A 25,803-nucleotide genomic window follows, 5' to 3' on the forward strand; every position below is an offset into this window, starting at 1 on the left:
GATTGATTTACTCATTTTCTACTATCTCACATAACTCATGTAGATATCTCATTCCCCGTAGCTGTTCTTTGACTAAATAATCCAGATAGATGAGAGAATCCCTCGTGATTCTTATAGCCTCGTCGATGTTATGCTTATCCATTTCATCAAGTATTTCCCGTACGACTTCCAGTGAGTATACAGCATGCTGAAGCGTACGGATGACCAATAGTTTCCTTAAATCACTCTTCGTGTATTTACGGTACCCACTTTCGTAGTCCCGCTCCAGCTCGATCAATCCTTCTTTTTCCCAGTGTCTTAATGTTGAATTGGGAACGCCTATTGCTTCTGATGCTTCCCCGATTGAGTACCATTTCTTTTCCATTGAGGGATTCACAACTGCGTCGATATCATCCTGCTCAAGCACTTTAAGTGCTTGCTCCGCCCTCTTTTTATCCTTGAATAGTTGCGCTTGGACCTCACTCACCATCCATAAAGCGTCGGTGGTCTGTTTTTTTTGGATCAGCGGCATGATTTTTCGTATCAGCTTCATACCGAACCCTGAATTCATCGCCCGGATACATTTAAAATAGGCGACATGCTTCTGAGTATAGATCCGATAGCCATTTTCCCCACGTTCAACCTTCGGAACGATTCCCCACGATTCATAATGTCGGAGAGCACTTGTGCTTATCCCCAGCTCCCTCGCGATATCGATCGGCTTGACCACCTGAACACCTCCACAACATTATTGTTGAACCTTAAACCACCATGACAGGTTTGTTCCTATTAGATCAACCTAAGAATCGTAAAACATTCACACTTGCATTAATGTTATAGAATTTAATAGTAAATGTAAAATTCAGGGAGGGAATTAGATGATCAATTATATCGAGATTAAAGGTGCACGTGAGCATAACCTTAAAGACATTTCACTAAAAATCCCTAAAAATAAGCTCGTCGTTATTACAGGACCTTCTGGATCCGGAAAATCGACATTAGCATTGGATACCCTCCAAAGGGAGTGCCAGCGACAATACATGGAATCGATGGGGATGACGGCAGATGCCGTCAGTAAACCAAAGGTCGAATCCATCATTGGATTGTCTCCATCGATCAGTATCGGTCAGCATCTTACAAATCGGAACCCACGTTCCACTGTCGGGACGACAACAGATATGTACACGTACTTGCGTGTCATTTATGAAAAATTGGGAGAACGACCTTGTCCGAATTGTCATGAGACCATTCTGCCTCACTTTGACAAAGAGGAATACGACGAAGAGGCTGGATTCAAACAATGGATTCATTGCCCCCACTGTAACCATCGGTTTGAAAAATTAACTCGTAGTCATTTTTCCTTCAATAAGCCTGAGGGCGCTTGCAGTACGTGTGACGGACTCGGAAATGTCGTTGAGTTGGATTACGAATCGGTTTTTCAAGAGGAACTTAGTTTAAATGAAGGCTGTGTAACCATTTGGAAAGGGCAGTTCCAGGAGTATCAGCTGAATATTTTGGAAACCGCCGCGAAGTATTACGGTTTGTCCCTTGATTTCAACCGTCCTCTCAAAGATTTTGATGACGTTCAAAAGTACCTTTTATATTATGGGGCCGAAAGCGATCCTTTCATTTCACATTTCCCAGATAAAAAGGTTCCAAAAACGGTGAGTCAGGGGAAGTTTGAGGGTGTCGTCACTGGTATTTGGAGAAGATACAGGGAAAAATCCGGCCAATCAGGGGAAGCGAAATTATTTTTCTCCAAAGTATGTCCAGATTGTTCAGGACAACGGTTAAATGAATCAAGCCGTCTTGTTTCAGTAGCTGGCACCTCAATAACGACGTTAACGATGTGGTCTCTTGATGACATCCTTACATGGATCGAGAAGCTTCAGTCGAACTTACCGCTGGAAAGCATGCACGTTGTTGAAGCGCTGCTGCATGATTTGAAATCGAAAGTGACACGAATCGTCGATGTCGGGTTAGGCTACTTGTCATTAGATCGACAAACGATTACTTTATCCGGCGGAGAAGCACAACGTCTACGACTCGCTACGATTCTAGGCTCTGGTTTAACCGGCGTCCTATACATTCTGGATGAGCCGACAGCTGGCCTGCACCCGAAAGATACACATGGGTTAATGAAAGTGATGAAAGAACTGAGGGATCTAGGGAATACGGTTCTAGTCATTGAACATGATGAAGATATGATGAGTGGTGCCGATCACATCATCGATTTTGGCCCTGGCGCCGGAAAGTACGGCGGAACAATCGTTGGTGAGGGAACTATCCAACAAATAAAGGAAGATGATAAGTCAGTCACCGGCGCGTTCCTCCGGAAGGTTCCCAGCCTTCCTCATGAAAGACGCAAAGGCAATGGGAAATTTCTTACCGTTCATAACGCGAGTAAACATAATTTGAAAAATATCACTGTCTCCTTTCCACTAGGATCTTTCATCTCCGTGACAGGTGTATCAGGTTCCGGAAAATCGACCTTGGTTTTTGATGCCCTTTCTGATGGGATCGATATACGAAGCGATAAGATTACCGGCCATCAAGAAATCAAAAACATGATTACTGTCAATCAATCCCCTCTCACTCGGATGCAGCGTTCAAATATAGCAACATATACAGATGCTTTTACGCTCATAAGGAATCTGTTTGCAAGCCTTCCGGAAGCAAAAGAAAAAAGTTTGAAACCTAAAGATTTCTCCTTCAATACACAAGGAGGAAGATGTGAGCATTGCCAAGGTCTCGGCGTTGTTTTGACAAATATGCACTTTCTGCCTGATCTTGAAGTGACATGCCCTGTCTGTAAAGGGAACCGATTTAAAGACTTTATTCTTGATATCACGTATAAAGGAGAGACCATTTCATCTATTCTGGATCTGACGATTGAAGAAAGCCGACCTTTATTTGAAGATGTCAAAAAAATCAGACCCATTATCGAGCTCTTGTGCGATGTCGGTTTAGGATACTTGAGTTGGGGACAATCGGTCACAACCTTATCTGGCGGAGAAGGACAACGCTTGAAATTAGCGAAAGAGCTGTACAAACAAAAGTCGGATCATACGCTCTACCTGCTCGATGAACCGACCAGAGGACTTCATTCAACCGATGTAAACAAGCTCCTCCTCCTTTTAAATCGGCTCGTTGATGCTGGGAACACAGTCATTGTCGTCGAGCACACCTTGGAGGTCATCCGAGCATCCGATTGGGTCATCGACATCGGCCCTGAAGGCGGAGAAGCTGGTGGGCAAGTCGTCGCCGAAGGTACACCGGAACAAATTGCCCGAACAGAAGCATCATATACAGGGAAATTTTTAAACTTCTCATAAAAGATTGCAACATGGAACGCTCTGGTCCGTATACAAAACCAGAGGCATTACGATGCATGTTAAAGGAGCCAAACATATGGAAAAAGAGCAAATGAATACACTTAAACCTTTTTTCTCCCTCATTCTTTCTACAAAAATACCAAAGCTTGCACTAGCTGTAGGGCTGATCGGGAGTCTCATCACCACACTTGTTGGACTTACGATCCCACTGTTAACAAGGGAAATGGTCGATGGTTTTTCGATTGATTCCTTGAATACCTTTTTGATCGTGGTGATCATTATCGTCTTTATTTTACAGGCGGTCACCAGTGGGATTTCCACGTATGCACTGGTCTACGTTGGTCAAAAAATCATCGCCCGCTTGCGGGAAAGAATGTGGTTCAAGCTTTTACGCCTGCCAGTCAAGTACTATGATAAAAACACAAGCGGGGAAACGGTGAGTCGTGTCGTCAATGATACCGGAATTGTAAAAGATTTGATCTCCCAGCATTTTCCTCAATTCATAATCGGGATCATCACCATCATTGGAGCTGTCATCATCTTGTTTGTGATGGACTGGAAAATGACATTATTAATGTTCATCTCTGTTCCGATCACTGTTCTTATCATAATGCCACTCGGTAGCAGAATGTCAAAAATCTCCCGTGGTTTGCAAGATGAAACAGCAAGCTTTACCGGAAATGTGCAGCAAACCCTTAGCGAAATCCGTTTGATGAAAGCCTCCAATGCAGAAGTAACCGAAGAAAAAAAGGGGTTGACGGGGATTGAAAAGCTTTTTTCCTATGGATTGAAGGAGGGATTGATTTTTTCACTCATTGCCCCACTGATGTATTTCGTCATTATGATTGTGATCGTCATCATAATCGGGTATGGAGGAATTCGGGTCGCCGATGGGACAATGACGACTGGTTCACTTGTAGCGTTTTTACTCTATTTATTCCAGATTATATTCCCGATTACGTCCTTCGCAATGTTCTTTACCCAGCTTCAAAAAGCAAAGGGGGCAACAGAACGGATTATCGGTATATTGGAAGTAGATGTTGAGGCAGGACAAGAAGGGAAATCCATGGACATAACGAATCAAGCGATTCATGTCGATGATGTATCCTTTTCTTACGGTGAAAATGAGCCGGTCTTGAAAAATGTATCCTTTGATGTACAACCAGGAACGATGGTCGCTTTTGCCGGTCCGAGCGGTGGCGGGAAAACAACCATGTTTGGATTGCTTGAACGCTTCTACGAACCGACCTATGGTGATATTCGAATCGGAAACACATCGGCAAAAGATCTGTCCATCTACTCTTGGCGAAAACAGATCGGTTATGTTTCACAAGACAGCCCGATGATGGTCGGAACAATCCGGGAAAATTTATGCTACGGATTGGAGGATCGCGAGGATATTACCGATGATCGCCTATGGGATGTATCGAAGATGGCGTACGCGGATGAATTCATCAAAGAGTTTTCGAACGGTCTTGATACAGAAGTCGGCGAGCGCGGCGTCATGCTTTCCGGCGGCCAGCGGCAACGGATCGCTATAGCACGGGCATTCCTGAGAGATCCAAAAATATTGATGATGGATGAAGCAACAGCAAGCTTAGACAGCCAATCAGAAGGAATCGTGCAACAAGCCTTAGCCCGACTCATGGAAGGTCGCACAACCTTTGTCATCGCACACCGGTTATCGACTATCGTGAACGCAGATAAAATCATCTTTATTGAAAAAGGGCGAATAACAGGAGAAGGCACCCACCAAGAACTCGTCCAATCCCATGACCTCTATCGAGAATACGCCGAACAACAATTGACTTAAAAGAAGTAAGGTCCACTTCAACTTTTGTGAAAGTGGACCTTATATTTCATAATTTGTCTACTACAAGGAGTTTTTCGAGGATTCCTCTGTTATTTTCCAAGGAGTTTATTAGCTTTTAGCTCTTCTAATTACTCTCTTGTATATAAGTGATATATTCCTTCAGTATTTCCAACCCTTTTCTTAATTCTCCCAATGAATGAGTGGAAGAAAGGGCGATCCTTAAATAATTTTCTGTAGTAAAGGAACCACTGAGAAACCGATCGGAATGGAAAACGCGTATCCCTTGTTTCTTTAATTCTTTCTCTAATTGGGGTCCATTAATGTCCCCTATGTCCAGCCAACGATAAAAACTAAGAGGGTGACCTGTAGGATTTTCTTCTGGGAAAAATTCTGAGTACATGAGATTGGAGGCTAATGCCAGATCATGTTTCTTAGAAAAAATATCGTGAACTTTTCCCGATAGGATGAGTTCTGTGATGACTTCAGCATCTAAAGCAGATGTTTTTACATTGATGTTAAAAATGGCTTGCAGCACCTTTTGCTGAAGTGCTTCTCCAAAGACCATATAGGCAACTCTCAAACCTGAACATATGGATTTGGTTGTGCCGCTAATATAGACGGTTTGTTCGGGAAGCAGATTGTACATAGGCTGCTTATAATCTGGAATGATTCCCGCAGTCATAAAAGCGTGTATATCGTCTTCGATTAGAATGAGACGATGTTTTTTTATTACGGCTGCTAATTCGTGTTTTCGAACATCTGAAATCATCGTGGTTGTAGGGTTATTGCAAGAGGGCATGAGGAAAATCCCGTGTACATTTGTTTGATTGCACTGCTTGTTCAGTTCTTCTGCCGACATCCCAAACTCGTCTCCTATAACAGGGATCAGTTGGATATGATGCATTTTGGCTAGTTCTATAAAGTTCGAGTACGTATATAAGTCTGTCGCTATCCGGTTTCCTGGTTCAAACAACGCAGTCAGTGCAACAGCTAAAGCATTCTGGGCTCCAGATACAATCGCCAGGTTTTCATGATCAGCTTGAATTCCCAACGTCTTCATCCAATTCAATCCAGCCGTTTTATGGTGAGGTAAACCTGTAGGCTCATTATAATTCAGCAATTGCTCCAAGTATCCTTTCTTAACCACTTCTTGGGTAACCTCAGCTACAATATCGTTTGTTTGCTCAAATGAAGCTGCAAACCCTAAATCAATAGCTCCCTTGCTTTTATCTATGGAAATTGTGATTGAACGGGCAGCGTTCGGAGAAACAAACGTTCCACTTCCTGTAACTGCATAAATCAAACCTTTGGTTTCACATACCTTATAAGCTCGTGTAATGGTAGTAAAATTCAAATCGAGAAAATCAGCGAGTTCACGTTGTGGAGGTAACTTTGTTCCGGGAGCTAAAAAGCCATTTGCTATATCATGCTCCATTAATGAAGCGATTGATTCATAATAAGGGCGTTTTAGATTCTTTTTTTCCGGCCGCCACGACATTGGATAATTTTCGAACGAATTTACCGGCATCCTTCTCCTCCTCCTTCCCCTATATTTCATACAAATGTATCACATTGTATGTTTTTTTGGAATACACACGAAAATTAAGACGTTAACTGATCTATTTTTGTCTTATATTTTAAACGAAAACATTGTAATCCATACAATTATACCCGTTTTTGTATGGATTTTATGTGATATAGTCAAGAAAAGCGCAAACGCCATGATCAACCACGAAGGTCACTGGAAGTCCGACGTGGAGGCTCGAACCAAACAAAGTTCGGTTCTGCGTGGGTAACACTTCGACCTAAATCAATGTGTCGACCGCCACAGGAGGTCTGAAGTGATCCAAGTGGTTGAGCGATGGAGCTGGATATCACTTCACCGCAACCAAAATTTTTTTCTTATCCTTTTAAAAAATTGCTCTAAGGGTGTGAATGAATTGGAAAGACATCGGATTTGTGCAGCATTTTCAGCTGCTTTTCCTTATACAACTCCTATTCTAGCTGGTTTTGTTTTTTTAGGGATAGCGTATGGAATCTATATGAACTCTTTAGGTTTTAGTGCAATTTACCCTATTTTAATGAGTCTCACAATATTTGCAGGTTCCATGGAATTTGTGGCTGCAAATTTGTTGCTCGGCAGCTTCCAGCCTATGAATGCATTGCTCCTAACTTTAATGGTAAACGGGCGTCATTTGTTTTACGGGCTTTCCATGCTAGAAAAATATAAGAGATTAGGGAAGAAAAAACACTATTTGATTTTCGGACTATGTGATGAGTCTTATGCGATCAATAGTACAGTGAAAATTCCAGATCATGTAGACAAGGGATGGTTTATGGTATTTGTTACATTGCTAAACCATTTTTATTGGGTACTTGGATCGGCCATTGGAGGGATTTTCGGTTCTTTCATTCAGTTCAATACCGAGGGGATTGAATTTGTGATGACCGCACTTTTTGTTGTGATTTTTGTTGATCAATGGATGAAAGAAAAAAAGCACGAAATTGCAATCATTGGATTAGGCGTTTCCATATTCAGTTTAATCATTTTTGGAGGGCAGAATTTTATCCTTCCTTCCATGGCAGGGATTTTAATTGTTTTGACTGTGCTTAAAAGACCGCTTGAGAAAAGAGGTGCCATTTCTGCATGACAATGACGATCACTCAACAGCTTATCACTATTATCATGATTGTTTTGGGAACAATGCTGACAAGGTTCCTTCCGTTTATCGTTTTCCCACCTAATAAAACAACTCCGAGGTATATCCAGTATCTTGGGGAAGTATTATCACTAGCAGCTTTAGCTCTTTTAGTAGTTTATTGTTTCAAAGATGTGGGTTTTCTTACCGGCAGCCATGGATTTCCTGAAATCATTTCTGTAGCTGTTGTCATTCTCCTTCATGTTTGGAAGGGACAAATGCTGTTGTCGATAGCTGGTGGGACTCTTTTTTATATGCTGCTCGTCCAAACCATTTTTTAACGCCTTTATCTATTAAAAACTAATAAAGGACCAATGGGACTCATGTCAAAAGACTAACTTCGGAAACGGATCAAGAAGAACAACATGGAACCCACTGAGACATCCAATCTGCCCTGAAAGATCTTTTGGCTGAAACGATCAAGAAATGTCAGAAGGTCAAGTTTGTACTGAACTAACGTGCCAGTTCTTTTAAGACCAATAAGCGATTGCAAAAAACACTTCCCTGTGGGTAAGTGTTTTTACTTAAAACTTATGTGGAACAGGGCACCTGATAGAGGAGCCCTGGAATAATTAGCATTGATATTCTTCTTTTAATAACCCCATCACGACGGTGTCATAATATTTCCCTTCTATATAGGCATCATTCCGTAAGCGCCCTTCTACCACAAAACCGCATTTTTCATAGGAACGAATAGCTTGTACATTTCCGCTCCATGTATCGAGCTGGATACGGTTAATATTCATTGTCTGAAACAAATAGTGTATCAGTGTCTTCATGGCATCCGTGCCAAAACCTTTACCCCAGTATTCTTTCACTCCAATTCCAATCCCTACAGTGCAACGCCTTGAGACACTGCTCAGTTCACGATAACCAATTAAACCAATATGCTTAGGATTATCACCAAGGGTATAAATAGAAAATTCCCCAACCTCACGTTTGTCAAGTTTTTTTATTGCTTTGTCATAATCGTCTTCGATTTTTTCCATAGGTACGTGACTGTGGCGAAAGAAACCAGCTCCAGCTTCCAACCTTGCTGTCTCTTCATCGTTCCGCCAATCGTAAGTTCTTTTAAAGTCTTCTAGCGAAACAGGCCGCAGTTCCACTTTTAATCCTGTGATCATAGGTGTGATCCCATCCTTTTAATTGTTTTTTACAATACGAATAACAGCGACAGATAAAATTATTAATACCCATAAGCGTCACACCCTTCTAATATCTGATTTTAAGTTAATGGTATAACCCTTTATATATTCTTTAAAAGTTCCTAATTACCTTCATCGATTAAACTGTGTTTGATTCCTTTTAAAAAAGAGCTACATGGAGCCTGACAGGTCTATTTTTAGATCGGAATTCATAGCCTAAGTTCCAGGCGAATCACACAATATTCACAAGAAGTCCCGCATATGTATTCACAAGAAAAAGAGCAGGGTTTGACTAGATTTTATGCATCTAAGAGTATAGGAAAAAAGTTGGCGCAGGGAAATAGAGGAGGTCTAGTAGACTCCATTATTCTTCTGAAATTCAACATAGATATTTCCTAATACCATCCTTGAACCCACAACGATTTCACGCTGACAACTAAAGTCTTCAAAATTATCAGATCTAACTCCATCATTTATTTGATGAGAAAAGGGCCTACCATTATACGGATAACCCCCTTTAATTGAGTAAAGGTTTTTTGTCTCTTTTATTATTTTTAATAAACATTAACCACCATACAAATATGAACAAGCTTCCAATCATCACATAAAAAGCCCAAACAGAACCTTGTTGCATACTAGTTATTAAATGTTCCAATTCGTTGTCCCCAACTTTTCTTCCCATATTATTTATAAGACCTATTAGCGGTGTAGATATAACAAATACAATAGCAACAACAGATAAACTTTTATTTCTTTTTTGGATAAGGCTATACACCGTTGCTACTAAAGATATGAGTAAAAACAGATAATAACAAGCCCAAAACCAAGAAGGTAATGTCTCCCAAAACATAAGATTCTCCTCCGATCTTACTCAGTTCTTAGTAAGGAGAAGACCAAAAATCACTTTAAGATCTTCAACACTAGCCCTCTGTACCCGGAATAACGAGTGCCCTCCAATAAGGATAATCCTCACGCCTCAAAGCGCTTAAAACAGAACTTGTCGAGCGGCGCCTGAGTGTTGAATAGAATTCAGGTGGAAAATTAACTATTAATTCAATTGTCATCCACTTACTCTTTTACAACCCCTAGAACAAACCCATCATACCCTTTTAAACCAACAGTTTGAATGGCCGTCGAATCAATACGTGATTCTTCTGATAACAAATCAATAAATTGACGAATCCCCTGTACATTTGAGTCTTCAGTATCATCTTCAATCACTTTTCCATTACGTACTACGTTATCTGCAATGATAACTGTTCCAGGTTTTGAAAGTACTAGTGCCCATTTAAAATAATTTGGGTTGTTTGGTTTATCTGCATCAATAAAGATGAGATCGAAGCTCGGGAATCCTTTCTTTTCCAGGGTTGGAAGAGTTTCAAGTGCTGGCCCTACAATGATGTCGATTTTATTCTCTAACCCTGCGTTTCTTACATTCTCATTAGCCACTTTTGCATGTTTTTTACTATATTCAAGTGTTATAAGATGTCCTTCCTCTGGTAATGCACGTGCGAGCCAAACGCTGCTATAGCCGCCAAGAGTCCCGATTTCCAGGATATTCTTTACTCCTTTAAGCTTGGCAAGTAAGTAAAGTAACTTTCCCTGATTGGGTGACACATCAATAGCAGGCAAGCCAGCTTCTGCATTTGCTTTCAGTATAGAATCCATAATCGGATCGGACTCTTGAAGTTTACTGCTAAAGTAAATATCTACATCATTCCATAAAGGACTATTCATTATGGTCCCTCCCTTTTTATTTGTAGCACATATTTCCTTTTTCCAATTATTCTATTATTCTAGTTATTGATTTGAGTACCTTTTAACCTGGTCAAAAAAGAGGCTTATCCTATTCTGGATATGCCCCCTTATCTGAATATTACTTACTTAAATAAAAACCCCTAATGCAGGAAAGTAATTATCAAAGCAACGATGATAAATACATATAGCGTAATTTTCACCGCATCCTTTTTTAGTTCCTTTTTTTCTCGATCCAGTTTTTGAACCCTTTCTTTTTTATCACTCATTAATGATTTCCTATTTTCTTTTCTGCCAAAGTCCAAATAAAGTAAATCAAAATTGATATCCCCACAACTATCAATAATCCATTCATTAATAAATCTACATCTATTTCATGAATCACTTGAACAGGTCCACCAGTTTCGTCTCTCCCATGAATGTAGTATGTCAAACCATTATAACCAAGTGTATAATAGGAGATGATAACACCCAATATAATCCCGCCCAATAAGGAAATTAGGCCCTTTTTCAAATTCCCGCCTCCCTTACAATTTCTTTTTATTTTTTTACAAAATGTTATGTATTTGGTCCTCGTCCTTATTCCAGAACCCTGACCGATTGCTGAATAACGATCACTATTTATTCATATCAATTTTAACATATTTTTCTAGCGTCTTTCTTATTCACATACACATTCACATCCCTAAATAATATTTCTTACCCTGTGAATTGGGAGGTGAATTTAGACCAGTTTTTCACTAAATCCTTATATAAGAAAAACGCAAGTGATTTCTTAATGTGAAAACACTTGCGTTTTATGTGAATGATACTGTGTGTACTCCAAAACGGAACCCGTTTGCCGAACGAAGCAACCACTTTTTTATATCATGTTCCACAATAGGTCACGTAAGGACGATCGGAATCTGGTGGAAGTGTGCAGTACTCTTCCTGATCAGGAGTGTGAGCGTAAGGGTTAGATAGCACATCCAACAACTTCTCCATCTCGGAGTAGTCGCCTCGTTCTACGGCTGCTTCAAGTGCCTCCTCCACCCGGTGGTTCCGAGGGATCACCGCAGGATTGTTGTCCTGCATCAATTGTTGGGATTCTTCCTTCGATTCCTGCTGCTTGCCGAGCCGGTCCTGCCAGCGTTTATGCCACTGTGTAAACTCCTCTGCTTTAAAAAGATTCGCATCTTCCAGCTTATCAAACGTGAAAGCCCGGAATGTATTGGTAAAGTCAGCCTCATGCTCCTTCATCAATTTATGAAGGTCTCCAATAAGGGTTTCGTCTTCTGGCTCTTCGTTAAAGATGCCGAGTTTTGCTCTCATTCCCGACAGCCAAAAATCGCGATACAAGTCCCCAAACCTTGAAATCTCATTCTCAGCGAGTTCAATCGCTTTCTCTTGATTGTCATGGATCAGAGGTATGAGGGTTTCTGCAAAACGTGCAAGGTTCCATGCGGTAATCGGTGGCTGGTTCGCGTACATGTAACGACCCCGAACATCAATCGAACTGAACACAGTTTCAGGATCATAGGTATCCATGAAGGCACAAGGGCCATAATCGATGGTTTCACCACTGATCGTCACATTGTCGGTATTCATAACACCATGAATGAAACCGATTTGCTGCCATTTTGCCACCAATGAAGCCTGTCTCTTGATCACTTCCTGGAGCAATGAAAGATAGCGGTTTTCGTCTTTTTTAATCTCAGAATAGTGGCGTTCAATTGCATAGTCAGCAAGTGCTCGTAATTCTTCTTCCGTTCCCCAATTGGCGATAAATTCAAAGGTACCGACGCGCAAATGGCTGGCTGCCACACGGGTCAGGATCGCACCAGGAAGTTCGGTTTCTCGAATGACAGGCTCGCCGGTTGTCACTACTGCCAGACTTCGTGTAGTAGGAATACCAAGTGCATGCATCGCTTCACTGATGATATGTTCGCGCAGCATCGGTCCAAGAGCCGCTCGACCATCTCCACCACGAGAATATGGGGTTCGCCCTGAACCTTTCAGCTGGATGTCAAAGCGTTCACCATCAGGGGTGATCTGTTCACCAACCAGCATCGCCCGACCGTCCCCTAACATTGTAAAATGCCCGAATTGATGCCCTGCATAGGCCTGAGCAATGGGCTGTGAACCTTCGGGAGTATTGTTACCTGCAAAGACTGATACTCCTTCTTCTGATTGGAGAACCTCTGGATCCAATCCTAATGATTTTGCAAGGGACTCATTTAAAATGACCAATTCCGGCGACTGTACAGGGGATAGATCAATTGTAGAAAAAAGCTTATTCGGCAGACGTGCATAACTATTGTCAAAGTTCCATCCAGTTTGCGTCATTTTATCTCTCCTTCTTTTTTGCCTTATGTATCGTGATCCTTTTATGAAAAATCGTCTTTAGTGTTACCTTTACCGTTTTCATTTACTCTAACACATTCGAATTCATCAAATACTAAAAACTGAGTCAAATTGGCTTCAACTCAGTTTTTTCAAATCTATTCCCACTTGAAGACATAGCTTGCGAGTGCAAATCCTCCGATAAGCCAGGCACCTAGAATCAGCGTTTCTGTACCTAACTGCAGGATTGATGTGCCGAGATTCATCGTTTCTCGTAATGCAGAGCTTAGATGTGCAATCGGAAGAATCTTGACGATCGGTTGGATCCAGTCTGGCATGTTGCTGATTGGGAAGAATACGCCCCCTAAGAACAACATTGGAAAAGAAGCAAACCCTGCAATCGGACCAGCACTTTCCGGGTTTTTTGCAATACCAGCAATAATGAATCCAATGGCCATAAAGGCAAGTGTTCCTAGAGCGATGAAAAAGATCAACGTAAGCCAAGAGCCGACCACATTGATGTTAAAGATGAGGTCCGCAATCAATACGACTAGCAATGCTTGAGTTCCATTAAGGAGTAAGCGCGCTGTAATCTGGGCAGCAATAAAGGTGGACGCTTTCAATCTGGTTCCTTGCATCCGACGTAAAATGCCTCGTTCACGCCAGGCTGAAATTTGACCTGCAACTCCATTCATGTTGTTGTTCATAATCATCATCGCAACGATCCCTGGTACGAGAAAATCAATATATCGGATATTAAGTGCCTCAATCCCGACCTTTTTGATGGTCACCAAAGGCTGATAATCAACGAGCTTTTTACTATATTGGTCAATAATTCCGTTCACAACCGTCAGTCCAAGCTCTGAGGCGGAAAGGTTCTTCTCATTGTAATAGACCGGAAGTGAGAAGGCTTGATTCTTATCCTTCAAACTTGCTTCATATCCTTTCGGGATTTCAATCAGAAGCTGGACATCCCCATTTTCAACAGCTTCTTTTCCGTTTTCAGTTTTTTTATAGGAAATGGTCTCGATGCCTTCGTTGTTGTCAAACAAGTTTTTTAAGGTCTTGGATCCATCTGTTTGATCCAAATCAACGATTCCTGCCGTCAGGGAAAGTGCATTTCCACCACCGACAAATGATCCAAGGGCTAACATCAAAATGACCGGAAAGAGTAACGTGAAGAACAATACTTGCTTATTGCGAGCAAAAATACGTAGTTGCGCCAATGTTAACTGCCAATATGCTCTCATGATTCTCTAAGACTCCTTCCTGTCATATGTATGAAGACATCCTCTAATGTCGCGGTACGGGTCTGTAAATCCTCAATGTTCAGATTATGTTCTGCCGAGATTTGGATCAGGGAGATTAACGCGAGCTGAAGGTCGTCCGTATAGAGCTGTACGAAGGTATCTTTGATGGACACTTCTTCGACGCCATCCATCTCCATGAACCACGCTTGTTCAGGCGGATTGGTCAGACGGAATTCAACGGTGCTTGTCGACTGCAATTTTTTCACGAGATTGGTCGGCGTGTCGAGCGCGATCAGTTCTCCTTGATCCATAATCCCGATTCTGTCACAGAGCACATGGGCTTCATCCATATAATGCGTGGAGAGGATGACCGTTTTCCCCCGTTCCTTCAAACGTAGGACAATGTCCCATAACGTCCTTCTTGCCTGTGGATCGAGTCCAGTTGTAGGTTCATCGAGGAACACGATGTTTGGATCATGGATCAGTGCTAAAGCAATCGCTAACCGTTGCTTTTGTCCACCAGAAAGGCTTTTGATCCTGTCGGTCCGTTTTTCCGCTAAAAGCATATCGCTGATCAATTGTGGGATGTCGATATGACTGGGGTAAAAACTCGCATATAAGTGTAAAATCTCTTCGACCTTCAACAATTCAAATAAGGATGTGGACTGGAGCTGTACTCCGATGATCCCTTTGACTTGATTCACTTGTTTTCGTACATCAAAGCCTGCCAGTGTTGCAGTACCTTCATCAGGCTTGCGGAGACCGACCAGCATTTCAATGGTTGTTGTCTTTCCAGCACCATTAGGTCCAAGCAGGCCGAATATTTCTCCTTTATTCACCTTAAACGTCACTTCGTTCACCGCGACGAGAGAGCCATAACGCTTCACAAGGCCTTTCACATCTACCATCGTTTCATTCTGCATGACGAACCCCCCTTACACCTGCATGGATTTCATTTTTATGTCGAAAAAAGAAACAGCCCTTCATGAGCTGTCAGGATTATATTTCCATTATACGCGATGTAGGTCGGGGCGCCAATTCTTGACTGCCTTTTTTATTTCATCTGGTGAAAGGTTTTCTGACCGTGCTTTTTCAACTAGATCCGGGTATTCTTCATCACTAGCAAATCGAAGCGCAATCACTTGATTATGCGAAATCTTGGTGTCTAATAGATTCCCAGTCAACCGGTAATAGCGGAAGTTTTCCTCGTCACGAATGATTCGATCCTGAAGCTTAAGTGCATACAATCTTAGCTTCATTGCCATCAAGATGATCGTGAGGACCGCCGATACGTTGATTAGGCTAAGCAGCATCTTACCCCCGATACTTTGGAAAAGGAAAATAAGCGCTAAAATAAGGGTTACGAGTGCGAGAAGGGCGATACCTTTATGGAACAAGGGATCAATCCTTCTATGATTTTGATAGTTTTGCTCTTCCAATAATGATGACCTCCATCTTTTTTCTATTAACTATGCTTGTAACCTACCTAAAAAGTATATCGATAACCTGGTTCAATTAGAACAGAAAAGTTAAAACTCGTGTGAGCTGCACTTCCGTATTCGACCTGCAATGGCTATTGATTATTCTCCTTGGTTTGTGAGTTGTTAGGATAAATATAAAGTTGTTGAGATAATCTCCGAGTTGTCGGGATAATTTGGGAGTTGTCGGGATAATTTCAAAGTTGTAAGGTTTTCCCCTTTAGTTGTCGGGATAACGCTTTGCACCATAGGTCTTTATCCCGTTCAACATGTATTTTAGAAGCTTTGATTCTATTTTCTTAGTCTATTCAGTCATTTTTACCTTTGTAAAGCACAAAGAAAAGCGCAAACGCCCTGATCAGCAATGAAGGTCAGTGGAAGCCCGACGAGGAGACTGTCGCCGCCGCGATCCAAGTGGTTGGGCGTTGGAGCTGGACATCACTTCACCGCGACCAAAATTTTTATGCTTTCTTATCCTTTAAAAAACGTTGGAAGGTACCTGGGCTTCTGCCCCTTCCAACGTTTTTTGGATTTGGTTTGACTATAACGACTCTGGATTCGTTTTTAAACTAACTTTTTTTAGGTCGATAAATTAAACCAACGACCCCGTTTCGGAACGTTTTATTTGAGACCAGTTCCAAATCAATCTGATCTTTCATATCCTCAAACAATGGAAGTCCTTGCCCCAAAACTACCGGAGCCACATTAAGCCTGAATTCGTCGATCAGTCCAAGTTGGATCAAACCGCGGGTAAACCGGGGGCTTCCAAGAATCACCATATCCTGGCCGGTCTGTTGTTTCAACTCCAAAACAGCCTGAGCAGCGTTGTCTTTCACCAGCGTGGAATTGTTCCATTCCGCTTTTTCCAGCGTACTGGAGAATACAACCTTATGGGCTTTATTGATCCATTCCGCATGCTTTTTGTCATGCTCCGTAGCTTCCGGGTTGCCTGGGACGGTCGTCCAGTATTCCTGCATTCCCTGATAAGTCGATCGACCCCACAGTACAGTATCAGCCGTACTTACAGTTTCGTCTGCGTACGCTGCCATTTCCCCGTCGTAAGGAATCCAGTTTAAATCCCAGTCTTGCGTTCCTTGTACATAACCATCCAGCGATACATGTAAAAAAGAAGTCAGTTTTCTCATTGGATTTGCTTTTCCTCCATGACAGCAAAGTAATTTTCTTCATGATCTGCAAAGTTAAATACTTTTCCGGTAGGTATATTAACAATTTCTCCGACTGTGACATTTTTATTTGATAAGTCGCTATACAATTGATCAAGGTTTTCCGTAAAAAACATTAAAGAAGGTGTACCGAGATTTAATTCTGGCTCCATTTTGGCAATGAGTTCCTTATTTTGTAGAATGATGCTTGTGTCTGCGCCCTTTGGTGCAACTTCAATCCATCTCATACCTTGACCGTTGTTTTCTTCTGAAATTACACTAAATCCAACTTTTTCCGTCCAAAACTCCAATGCTTTATCTTGATTATTTACATACAACATAATTTGACCGACTTTACTAATCATTGATTTTTCGCTCCTTTGTTTTCATTATTATTCGACCCAATGATGCTAGGCTTCTTCTACGACTCCACCAGTTCGCTCAGTTACTTGCCCAGCCATTTTAGCTTTTCTAATTATGTGGTGCGTTACGTAGGAACCTGCAATCATAAGGAACCCGAGGATCATGAGGATTCCTTCAATGGGTGTTCCGATGGCAATGAAAGAATACGTGGCCCCTGCAAGGTCGAAGGTAAGACCGGCATATGCCCATTCCTTGATTCTGGGAAACCCAGGCAAAATAATCGCAATGACGCCTAGCAGCTTCGCTACACCAAGGAAGGGGAGAAGATAGGCAGGATAACCAAGCTGTTGAAACAAGGCGATTGATTCGGCCGAGGAAAGAATGTTAGGCAGGGAACCCACTCCCATAAGCAAGGCCAATAATCCAGTGCAAATCCAGTAGGTAACGATGAGTTTACGCATAATGACTCTTCCTCCTTTAAAGGTTGTTTTTACGTGATATTGTTGTTTGTGGATTAAGTATACCCTTAAAGGAATATTCCCGTCAAGGAATATTTTAAAAAATTTTTCAGACTTTTTCCGATCCAACCATCTGCAGTGCCGTTCTCACTTCATCCCTCCTCGAAGCTCATCGCATGGGAGGCGCTGGAAGAAGCCTTTGAGAAAAAGGGCCAGATCCGCAACCCTCCAAGGGTATGTGGTTGATTTGATCAAAAAAAGTCGGCGCTTGTACCGACGGAATTGGAGCCGGATGTGCTGACCTAGTGGTAAAGCTATAACAGCACACCATCTCATATTTAGGAATGTTACGAACCACTTCTTTTATTTAATCGAGTTCCAAAGTCTGTTACATAGTTAACACATCTGCCTGACTCCATAAACCCTATGTTAAAATAGAAGAATCGTTCTTTATGAAACTCACAATAAATGCAGCATAGGAGTGTACGGTCGATGAATAAAAAAGATATAGCAGGTATCCGCAGACAACTGAAAGTGGATAATGATTTATTAAAGATCTCTGACATCTTTAACGTGTATATCATGAAAGAAACAACAGATATTTACCATCATCAGAGCCAGCCTTTCGAAATGCTGGATAGAGATCAGCAGGAGCTTTTCATCAATAATTTTAAGAAGTTGCTGACAGGACAATTGGATGAAAAATTATTTGAATTGAAATTCGTGCGTGAGGCAGACAATCACAGTCAGCTTATTCTACATAAAGGGTTACTTAGCAGCGAAGTCGAGGACTGGAAGGAACAGTTGCTGAAGATGACTGAAAAAATGATCAAAGACCATCCGTATGAAAAGGATGTTGTCATCACCTTCATTCGCGCAGAATATTTGAAGCCGATGAAACCGCGTAATGAAGAAGCGGAGGAAAGTGAACGGGACGCCGTTTATTCCCATTCCTTCATCCTTTGCAGCATTAACAAAACGCAGGAGGCGAAAAAAGAGTTGGTGTTTGATTATGTCGAGAAGCAGTTCAAATACAACATCGATGTAGATTCGGTCATTGACCTCGCCACCCCGATGACAGGATTTCTTTTCCCATGCTTCTCCAATGGTGCATTGGATGTGAACCATGTTTTATACGTTGCAGGGAAAGCGAATGAACCTGACCATAGGTTCATAGAAGAAGTTCTGAACAGTGAACATACGATTACAGCGAAAGAAGACAAAGAGGTGTTTGAGGAAGTGATGAGGGATGTCATGGGCGACCAGCTCACCCCCTCTACTCTTGCGAACGTTTATCGAGAAATCAACACGATGGTCGAAGAAAACGAAGAGGATGAAGAACCGAAGCTCGATTATAAAAACGTGGAGCATGTCTTGAACCAAAGTGGTGGTGAACAAGTCGATTCCGAAAAAGTAAAAGCCGCTTTCGAGAGAATCACCGATAACGAGTCCTATGAACTGAAAGCAAGCAGCGTCGTACCGAAATACAAATCAAAGTCGATCAAAATTCAAACGAAGGTCGCGAACATCTCCATCAGCCCACAAGACCTCGAATACGTGAGACAGGTCAATTACAAAGGGAAACGCTGTATCATGATCGAAATTGAAGAAGATGCTGAGATTGAGGGATTCAAGATGCTTCCAGAAGCTTTTGGGGAGTAAAAAAACGGTTCTCGTGCTTAAAAAGCATGAGTGCATTAAAAACGGTTCTCATGCTCAGGAAGCACGAGAACCGTTCCCACTATAGTTTATAAAGATAAACATATAAACTAATGCCTTCTTTTACTATTTTGTAATTTTGAAAAGGGGCTTCTTTTAAGAAGTCCATGAAATCTTCTTTTGTGTAGGCACCTTGTTTCAAGAACGTTTTAAAAGCAAATTTCACAAAATACTTGTCAAACCCCTTCATGCCTGATTTTCTAACTTCCATATCAATATCTTCAGGTGTTGCCTCATAATTCATGTCAATTATGAGAGAGGTTCCGCCTAGTTTCAGCACTCTATACATTTCACATAATGCCTTTACAGGGTCTTTAAAATTCTTAAATGCAGCACTGCATACGATAAAATCGAAAAGATGATCTTCACAAGGGAGGTTTGAAGCATTACCTTCTTTAAAATCAACAGAAACATTCGCTTCTTTTGCATTATGTTTTGCTATTTTCACAAAATCAGGGCTTAACTCGACTCCCGTTAAATCAAAGCCCTTCTTAGCAAGTTCTATAGACAAATAACCTGGACCGGGTGCTACTTCCAATATATTTGCATTTTGGCTTACCTGAGATGCAACTTCATCAGCATATCTACGCATTTCTGCCATTCTGCTTTTGCGAGAATTTTTATCATACCATTTTGCTGTTAAGCCATAAATGCCGACATCTTTATTTTTTCGCATGTTTTTCATCAAAACATTTCACCTGCTTATTATTTAATTTCAATCAGACATGACTGTTAAATTAAAGGATCAGGATCCCAACAAATGCATAAATCAAGCCGGTAATGACTTAACCCGTTATTATCAAAAAAGGGAAGTACACCACAGATTAACCGTCTATTAAATCATGTATCCTGCCTGGAAATGTGGTCTGTTTCAATTTAATTTGATTTTCTTAAGTTAATAGACTAAAATAAAACCTCTAACACCGTTAGTTTAGCTAACACTGTTAGAGTACCATCTAACAGTGTTAGTGTCAATATGTTTTTAAAATTGGGGAGTGTTTTCATGGCTATTACAAAAGAAGCAATTATAAATGCATCGCTTGATATATTGAATCGTGATGGAATAGGCAATTTATCAATGAGGACTTTAGCAAAAGAGCTTAACATTAAAGCAGCATCATTGTATTGGCATATCAAAGATAAACAAGGTTTATATGATTTGATAGCAGAACACCTTAACCAAGAAATTGTTCTTCCTGATACCATAGATGATGCAAAAGAAGCAATAACAATCCTTGCTTTAGAATTTCGAAGAGTTTTATCAAGTACCAGAGATGCGGTAGACATTTTTGCTCAATCTATTCCGACCACACCCAGCAGAATAAAAGCAATAAAATTTCTTTTAGCTGCTCTTACCAAGTACGGAGTTTCTGATAAAAATTGTTTGACTGCTGCAAATATGGTAAACAATTACATAACATCATTTGTAGCCGATGAGCAGCGTGCAAAGCATTTTTCCTCTGAAGACGCTAAACAATTCGGATTACTTTTCGGAGAGCAATATGAAATTAGTTTGGATTTTGAGCAGCAGTTTTTATATGGATTAAGAGTTTTGTTTGCAGGTTTATTAGTGGATTGACAAAAAATTTCAGATTGAATTTCAAACCAAAAAAAAACGGTTCTCACGCTCAGGAAGCATGAGGACCGTCCCTACTAAAACAAGGCTTTCAATTTTTCCCAGAATCCTTTCTTTTCTTCGGGTTCTTTTTTTCTTGTTTCTTTTTCTTCTTTTTCAATACTTTTGGTTTTGATCACGAATTGGACGGAGGAGACGTTTTCATTCTTAGAGGATACAAAGGATACCGGTTTAAAATCCGATTTATCATATTCCTGGATCATCTGATCGATTTCCTTTTGCATCTGTTCTGGCAGGTCTTTCGTTTCCTGATGCAATTGTTTTGTTCCGTTGTGAAGCTCGCCAACACCATCCTTTAATCCCCCTGTTCCGCCTGCCAATTGATCAATCCCCGAATGCAGCTTGTTATAGGAAGACGATAACTCACTTACCCCTCCTGTGTAGTTAACTAATCCGGAATGGAACTCACTGTAATTCGAAGACAAGGATGAGATGCCTTTCTTCAATTCACTCAGCCCGCTCATGTCCATCCCTTCAAGAGAGCCAGACAGATCATCTGCGATCGAATTCAGTTTCTTACTCATCTCCTGAACAGAACCGCTGACCTCATTTAATGTTGGTTCTACGGCGGCAAAGGCTCCCTTTACGTTGGAATACGTCCCTTTCACTTTTTGGGCGGCTTTATAGGAATCTACCAGTTTATCAACGACCTTCGGATCCGCACCGCTCGCATACAATTCAGCGATTTCTTCCTTTGAAACTTGCTCAGCCGGGATTTCTACAATCGCACCATCCAATGCGCCATATGCCTTTGCGTAATTCTCTTGTAAAGTTGATAAGCCATTTGCTGCTTTTGTAAGGCCATCCGCTAATTGGCGAAGTCCGTCCGGCAATTGTTTCAGACCAGATAGGTCCAATTCACCGGAATCCGCCGGAAGGGAACGATTGATCGTCTTAAGTGCTTCGCCAATGGAATTGGATGCACCCACGATTTTTGATGATGAACTATCTAACTGGTTTATTCCATTTTTATAGTTCGCCGAACCTTTACTCAGGTTTGCTGCCCCGTTGTTCAAATCAGAAACACCGTCTTTCAGATCCGAAACACCGTTATTCAATTTCCCGATCGCCTTGGGTAATTCCGACATGTCCTCTGTCATGTTTTCAGTTTTCGATGTATCGATTGGAACCGTGGATGGAACAGCTGCGATTTCGACTCCCTGGAATTCAAAGTCTTTGACATCCGCCTCCACGGTGAGCTTTTCCTCTTTTCCAGGCATGACCGTAAACGTAATCTGCTTATTTTTTCCCGCATTTGCGATCATTCCGTCTGAGGCTTCAATGTTCTGATACGTATTCGGCAGCTTCAAGGAAACTTGCAACAAATAGTTGTCATAGAATACAGAATCGACATCGTTATTCTTAGCCGTATCGATTTTGATCTCGAGATGGCCGGTTTTTCCCGCAAGTTCGGGTGGTTTCATTTCATGACCATCCAACGAATACGAAACCTTTACATCCCATGGGATTTCTGTCTCGTCATTCATGTTTCCCTGATAATAGAATTTGCCTTCCGGGGCATCCATACGGACGGTCTGCCCCTTTTGGTCGAGTTTCGATAGATCAGTCAAATTCTTGACACTGCTGTATACCCCAAGATCAAGGATCTTTCCAGCCCGTGCCACATCGAGCGTATTCACGACATAGATGTTATCGAGATTTCCATCAGCTGTTAAGGTTGCATACACGACTTCTTCCTTTGAAGTGACTTTTCCCTCACTTTTCCCATCATTCGCTAGAGCAGCATGGCTAAGAAATGAAGGCAAGACGATTATAAACGTGAGCGCAATATAGAATAATTGTTTTTTTCTCATCATCATTTCTCCTCATAAAAGTTTGCTTTATAGGTCGTTTTCTGTATAAGTTTATCGGATACCAACAGCATCGCCGGCAAGAATAACACTACCATGACAAAGGCAAGTAAAGCTCCTCTGCCCAGTAATAGACCGATGGATCCAACGATCGGATTTGAAGACGTAATCCATAAAATAAAGCCGATGCTGGATAATATCCCCGCAGAAATGGATATGGAGAACGTCTTTTCATCCAATGTTTTCACGATTGCTTTTCGAGCAGACATTTCCTTACGATGGTGCTGATAAGCTTCTGTAAATAAAATGGCGTAATCCACTGTTGCTGCAAGCTGTACCGTACTGATAATCAAATAACCGACAAATACGAGCAAAGTATCTGTAAAATATGGAATCGATAAATTGATCCAGACAGCTGATTGGATCGTTATGAGCAAGATCACTGGAATGGAAATGGACTTAAAGCTGAACAGCAGTACAAGTGCAATCGTAACGACCGTCAAAACGTTCACAACGCTATTGTCCTTTGTTACGGTATTCTTAATATCATACAGCGTAACGCTTTCTCCTAAGCTGAGCGCCTGATCTCCATAATAGTCCGCACCCGCATCTTCCACTTTTTCTACGATGGAAAAGGGAATATCCCCTTCCGTTCCTTGATTCGTATTGATCACAATCCGGCTGTAGTTTTCAGAATAGAATTCATTCTTAATCGATTCATCTAGATATTCTGGCGGGATTGCCTCGCCAACCTTATTTACATACGCTATTACGCTCGTCACATGGTCGAGACCTTCTAGATCTTCAACGAGCTCTGCCTCTTTCGCCACATCTCCTTTAGGGACTAGAAGAACAATTGGCGTCGTTTCCCCAAATGATTTTTCAATCTTTTTAAAGTCACTGCCGGCCCGTGTATTTTCCGGACTTTCTCCAATACCATACGCAAATTGAGTGTTACTTTGGGCCAAGAAGGCTGGAATGATAATGGCTAAAACAAGGAGCAGACTTGGAATTCTTAGTTTGACAACCTTCTTTCCAATGCCCGTGAAGCTAGGAACGAAACTTTTATGTTTTGTCTTATCCATCCATTTATAAAATAATAGGGTCAAAGCAGGTAAGAATACCATGACACTGATGAAACTCAGGACAATACCTTTTACCAGATTCAACCCAAGATCTGAACCGATCTCAAACTTCATGAATGTAAGGGCGATGAATCCGAAGAACGTGGTTGCGGCACTCGCGGTAATGGCCGGGAATGACTTTATCATCGCAAGCTGCATCGCTTCTTCAGGGTTGTAGGTTGTTTTCCGATAATCAGAAAAACTGTGAAGTAAAAATACCGCATAATCGAGTGAAACAGCTAACTGTAAAATCGGAGCCACCGACTGGGTGACGAAGGAAACTTCCCCAATGAAAATATTCGTTCCTAAGTTGATCAGAACCGAAAACCCGATGGCCGTTAGGAAAAACAGTGGTTCGACCCACGAAGTCGTTGCGATGACAAGAATCAGGATAATAATCGGAACTAATAATAGACCCGCATATAACGATTCTTGGCCAGCCATTTTTTGAGAGCTTGCCGTATTAATCGCTTCACCTGCAATTGCACCCTCTTCACCGATCAGCTTATAAATGGCATCGGTTATTTCCACCTCGTCCCCAGTGCGCGCACTGATTGAAAACAGGGCATTCCCATCTTTGTAGTAGGGCTCTACTGTCTCTTCGTCCGCCATTTCCAGAGGAGTCTTCAAATCAACGACATCATCTAGCCACATGACATCTGAAACGCCGTCAATGGCTGAGAGCTTTTCTTTATAATCGAGTGCTTTCGATATTGATACATCGGTAACCATGACTCTTGTATCTGGAACATCACCCGTGAATTCCTCTTCCATGATCTCCATCGCCTGAGTCGATTGAGCATCATCTGGTAAATAGTCGACCATATTATAGTTGACCGATACAAAAAATTGCGACACCGTTGAGATGACCGCAATCAAAGCAAACGCAACGACAACTGCTTTTTTATGTTTTATGATACGTGCTGCAATAGTTAACATCTCTTATCCTCTCTTGTGTCTTTCGCATTTTCACTTTATCATTATATAACACGGTGTTGGTTTTACAACAAACAGTTGTGTCCATTACGTCGAATACACAACAGAACACCATTTTTTGTTGGATACTTTTTGAACTTTTTTAAAAACGGAATGAAAGGATCGTTGACGATTGAATGCTAAAATAGATCGACGGAAAAAATATACACGGATGGTTTTGAAGGATAGTCTTATGGAATTATTGAAGGTAAAGCAGATATCCACTATTACGATAAAAGAACTTTGTGAGTTGGCAGACATCAATCGTTCTACATTTTATGCCCATTATTCAGACCAATACGACCTTCTTTATTCCATTGAAGAAGAGTTTATCGAGGATATGGTTGTGACAATGAATGAATACAACTTCTCAAAAGAAGAAGAAGCATCCCAGATGACAGAAAAACTCCTTGAGTATATTGCTGATAAAAGCGATATATGCCAAACCCTTCTGAGTGAAAATAGCAATATCCACTTTCAAAAGAAGGGTATGATGATCACAAAGCAATTCATCTTCAAAAACCTGATGATTGGCAACAAGCTCGATCAGGAAACGTTTGAATACATCAGTATCTTCTTTGTGAGTGGAAGCATTCATGTCATTAAGAAATGGCTGGAAAACGGTATGAACAAAACACCAAAGGAAATAGCCTTAATTCTCAACAATTTCATAAACAAAGGATTGTCTGATTTTCGATAGAACCACGCTATAAAGCCCCTGGCAACTGACTTGCCAGGGGCTTTTTCAATAGCTAGTTTATTTGGAGCTCTGCAACAC

General features: G+C 41.3%; 23 protein-coding genes. 7 read left to right on the forward strand and 16 right to left on the reverse strand.

Annotated features, from left to right (window positions below; genetic code table 11):
• Positions 1–7: 7 nt before the first annotated feature.
• Positions 8–709, reverse strand: coding sequence for a MerR family transcriptional regulator (locus tag L1611_RS20840; protein WP_236314900.1), 702 nt, complete (start codon positions 707–709; stop codon positions 8–10).
• Between the two features lie 148 nt (positions 710–857).
• Here L1611_RS20840 and uvrA point away from each other — a divergent pair, with 148 nt between their 5' ends.
• Together uvrA and L1611_RS16950 are read left to right on the forward strand one after the other, a co-directional pair.
• Positions 858–3,314 carry an excinuclease ABC subunit UvrA gene (uvrA, locus tag L1611_RS16945; protein ID WP_236314901.1) on the forward strand — a complete coding sequence of 819 codons (2,457 nt, stop codon included), beginning with the start codon at positions 858–860 and terminating at the stop codon, positions 3,312–3,314.
• A gap of 76 nt (positions 3,315–3,390) precedes the next feature.
• Positions 3,391–5,127, forward strand: a complete 1,737-nt coding sequence (locus tag L1611_RS16950) for an ABC transporter ATP-binding protein (protein WP_236314902.1) — start codon at positions 3,391–3,393, stop codon at positions 5,125–5,127.
• A 124-nt stretch (positions 5,128–5,251) separates the two neighbouring features.
• On the opposite strand, the gene L1611_RS16955 is transcribed toward L1611_RS16950, so the two are convergent.
• Positions 5,252–6,655 (reverse strand): aminotransferase-like domain-containing protein, encoded by a 1,404-nt coding sequence (locus tag L1611_RS16955; RefSeq protein ID WP_236314903.1) that lies wholly within the window; start codon positions 6,653–6,655, stop codon positions 5,252–5,254.
• A gap of 403 nt (positions 6,656–7,058) precedes the next feature.
• Here L1611_RS16955 and azlC point away from each other — a divergent pair, with 403 nt between their 5' ends.
• Positions 7,059–7,778, forward strand: coding sequence for an azaleucine resistance protein AzlC (gene azlC, locus L1611_RS16960; protein ID WP_236314904.1), 720 nt, complete (start codon positions 7,059–7,061; stop codon positions 7,776–7,778).
• On the forward strand, positions 7,775–8,107 hold the full coding sequence (locus tag L1611_RS16965; RefSeq protein WP_236314905.1) for a branched-chain amino acid transporter permease: 333 nt from the start codon (positions 7,775–7,777) through the stop codon (positions 8,105–8,107). Before azlC ends, L1611_RS16965 begins: the two co-directional genes overlap by 4 nt.
• Positions 8,108–8,398: 291 nt before the next feature.
• Here L1611_RS16965 and L1611_RS16970 read toward each other — a convergent pair whose 3' ends face one another.
• The 11 genes from L1611_RS16970 to L1611_RS17020 all read right to left on the reverse strand — a co-directional run bounded on the left by L1611_RS16970 (position 8,399) and on the right by L1611_RS17020 (position 17,763).
• The gene (locus tag L1611_RS16970) at positions 8,399–8,950 is read right to left on the reverse strand and encodes a GNAT family N-acetyltransferase (protein ID WP_225066993.1); all 552 of its coding nucleotides are present in this window, start codon (positions 8,948–8,950) and stop codon (positions 8,399–8,401) included.
• A 538-nt stretch (positions 8,951–9,488) separates the two neighbouring features.
• Entirely contained in the window at positions 9,489–9,821 is a 333-nt protein-coding gene (locus L1611_RS16975) for a hypothetical protein (RefSeq protein WP_236314906.1), read from the reverse strand.
• A 218-nt stretch (positions 9,822–10,039) separates the two neighbouring features.
• Positions 10,040–10,708, reverse strand: a complete 669-nt coding sequence (locus tag L1611_RS16980) for an O-methyltransferase (protein WP_236314907.1) — start codon at positions 10,706–10,708, stop codon at positions 10,040–10,042.
• A 286-nt stretch (positions 10,709–10,994) separates the two neighbouring features.
• Positions 10,995–11,240 (reverse strand): hypothetical protein, encoded by a 246-nt coding sequence (locus tag L1611_RS16985; protein WP_236314908.1) that lies wholly within the window; start codon positions 11,238–11,240, stop codon positions 10,995–10,997.
• A gap of 353 nt (positions 11,241–11,593) precedes the next feature.
• Positions 11,594–13,051: a protein adenylyltransferase SelO gene (locus L1611_RS16990; protein ID WP_236314909.1), complete on the reverse strand. Its 1,458-nt coding sequence runs from the start codon at positions 13,049–13,051 to the stop codon at positions 11,594–11,596.
• A 155-nt stretch (positions 13,052–13,206) separates the two neighbouring features.
• Positions 13,207–14,298: an ABC transporter permease gene (locus L1611_RS16995; protein ID WP_236314910.1), complete on the reverse strand. Its 1,092-nt coding sequence runs from the start codon at positions 14,296–14,298 to the stop codon at positions 13,207–13,209.
• Entirely contained in the window at positions 14,295–15,221 is a 927-nt protein-coding gene (locus L1611_RS17000) for an ABC transporter ATP-binding protein (protein WP_236314911.1), read from the reverse strand. The genes L1611_RS16995 and L1611_RS17000 overlap by 4 nt, the downstream gene beginning before the upstream one ends.
• Positions 15,222–15,308: 87 nt before the next feature.
• Positions 15,309–15,737: a DUF6526 family protein gene (locus L1611_RS17005; RefSeq protein ID WP_236314912.1), complete on the reverse strand. Its 429-nt coding sequence runs from the start codon at positions 15,735–15,737 to the stop codon at positions 15,309–15,311.
• Between the two features lie 608 nt (positions 15,738–16,345).
• Positions 16,346–16,921: a dihydrofolate reductase family protein gene (locus L1611_RS17010; RefSeq protein WP_236314913.1), complete on the reverse strand. Its 576-nt coding sequence runs from the start codon at positions 16,919–16,921 to the stop codon at positions 16,346–16,348.
• The gene (locus L1611_RS17015; protein ID WP_236314914.1) at positions 16,918–17,304 is read right to left on the reverse strand and encodes a VOC family protein; all 387 of its coding nucleotides are present in this window, start codon (positions 17,302–17,304) and stop codon (positions 16,918–16,920) included. Before L1611_RS17015 ends, L1611_RS17010 begins: the two co-directional genes overlap by 4 nt.
• A 45-nt stretch (positions 17,305–17,349) precedes the next feature.
• A complete protein-coding gene (locus L1611_RS17020; protein WP_225067002.1) occupies positions 17,350–17,763 on the reverse strand; it encodes a DoxX family protein in 414 nt (137 codons plus the stop codon).
• A 489-nt stretch (positions 17,764–18,252) separates the two neighbouring features.
• Here L1611_RS17020 and L1611_RS17025 point away from each other — a divergent pair, with 489 nt between their 5' ends.
• Positions 18,253–19,422: a DUF4317 domain-containing protein gene (locus L1611_RS17025; protein WP_236314915.1), complete on the forward strand. Its 1,170-nt coding sequence runs from the start codon at positions 18,253–18,255 to the stop codon at positions 19,420–19,422.
• 79 nt (positions 19,423–19,501) lie between these two features.
• Here L1611_RS17025 and L1611_RS17030 read toward each other — a convergent pair whose 3' ends face one another.
• Positions 19,502–20,164 carry a class I SAM-dependent methyltransferase gene (locus tag L1611_RS17030; protein ID WP_236314916.1) on the reverse strand — a complete coding sequence of 221 codons (663 nt, stop codon included), beginning with the start codon at positions 20,162–20,164 and terminating at the stop codon, positions 19,502–19,504.
• A 318-nt stretch (positions 20,165–20,482) separates the two neighbouring features.
• Here L1611_RS17030 and L1611_RS17035 point away from each other — a divergent pair, with 318 nt between their 5' ends.
• Entirely contained in the window at positions 20,483–21,058 is a 576-nt protein-coding gene (locus L1611_RS17035; protein WP_236314917.1) for a TetR/AcrR family transcriptional regulator C-terminal domain-containing protein, read from the forward strand.
• 74 nt (positions 21,059–21,132) lie between these two features.
• Here the strand turns inward: L1611_RS17035 and L1611_RS17040 are convergent, their stop codons facing one another.
• Together L1611_RS17040 and L1611_RS17045 are read right to left on the reverse strand one after the other, a co-directional pair.
• Entirely contained in the window at positions 21,133–22,929 is a 1,797-nt protein-coding gene (locus L1611_RS17040; protein ID WP_322972570.1) for a YhgE/Pip domain-containing protein, read from the reverse strand.
• 2 nt (positions 22,930–22,931) lie between these two features.
• Positions 22,932–24,989: an efflux RND transporter permease subunit gene (locus tag L1611_RS17045; protein WP_236314919.1), complete on the reverse strand. Its 2,058-nt coding sequence runs from the start codon at positions 24,987–24,989 to the stop codon at positions 22,932–22,934.
• Positions 24,990–25,158: 169 nt separating this feature from the next.
• Here L1611_RS17045 and L1611_RS17050 point away from each other — a divergent pair, with 169 nt between their 5' ends.
• Positions 25,159–25,725: a TetR/AcrR family transcriptional regulator gene (locus L1611_RS17050; RefSeq protein WP_236314920.1), complete on the forward strand. Its 567-nt coding sequence runs from the start codon at positions 25,159–25,161 to the stop codon at positions 25,723–25,725.
• The last annotated feature ends 78 nt before the right edge of the window (positions 25,726–25,803 follow it).

This window comes from Pseudalkalibacillus salsuginis (assembly GCF_021646685.1).
GTDB classification, from domain to species: domain Bacteria; phylum Bacillota; class Bacilli; order Bacillales; family Fictibacillaceae; genus Pseudalkalibacillus; species Pseudalkalibacillus salsuginis.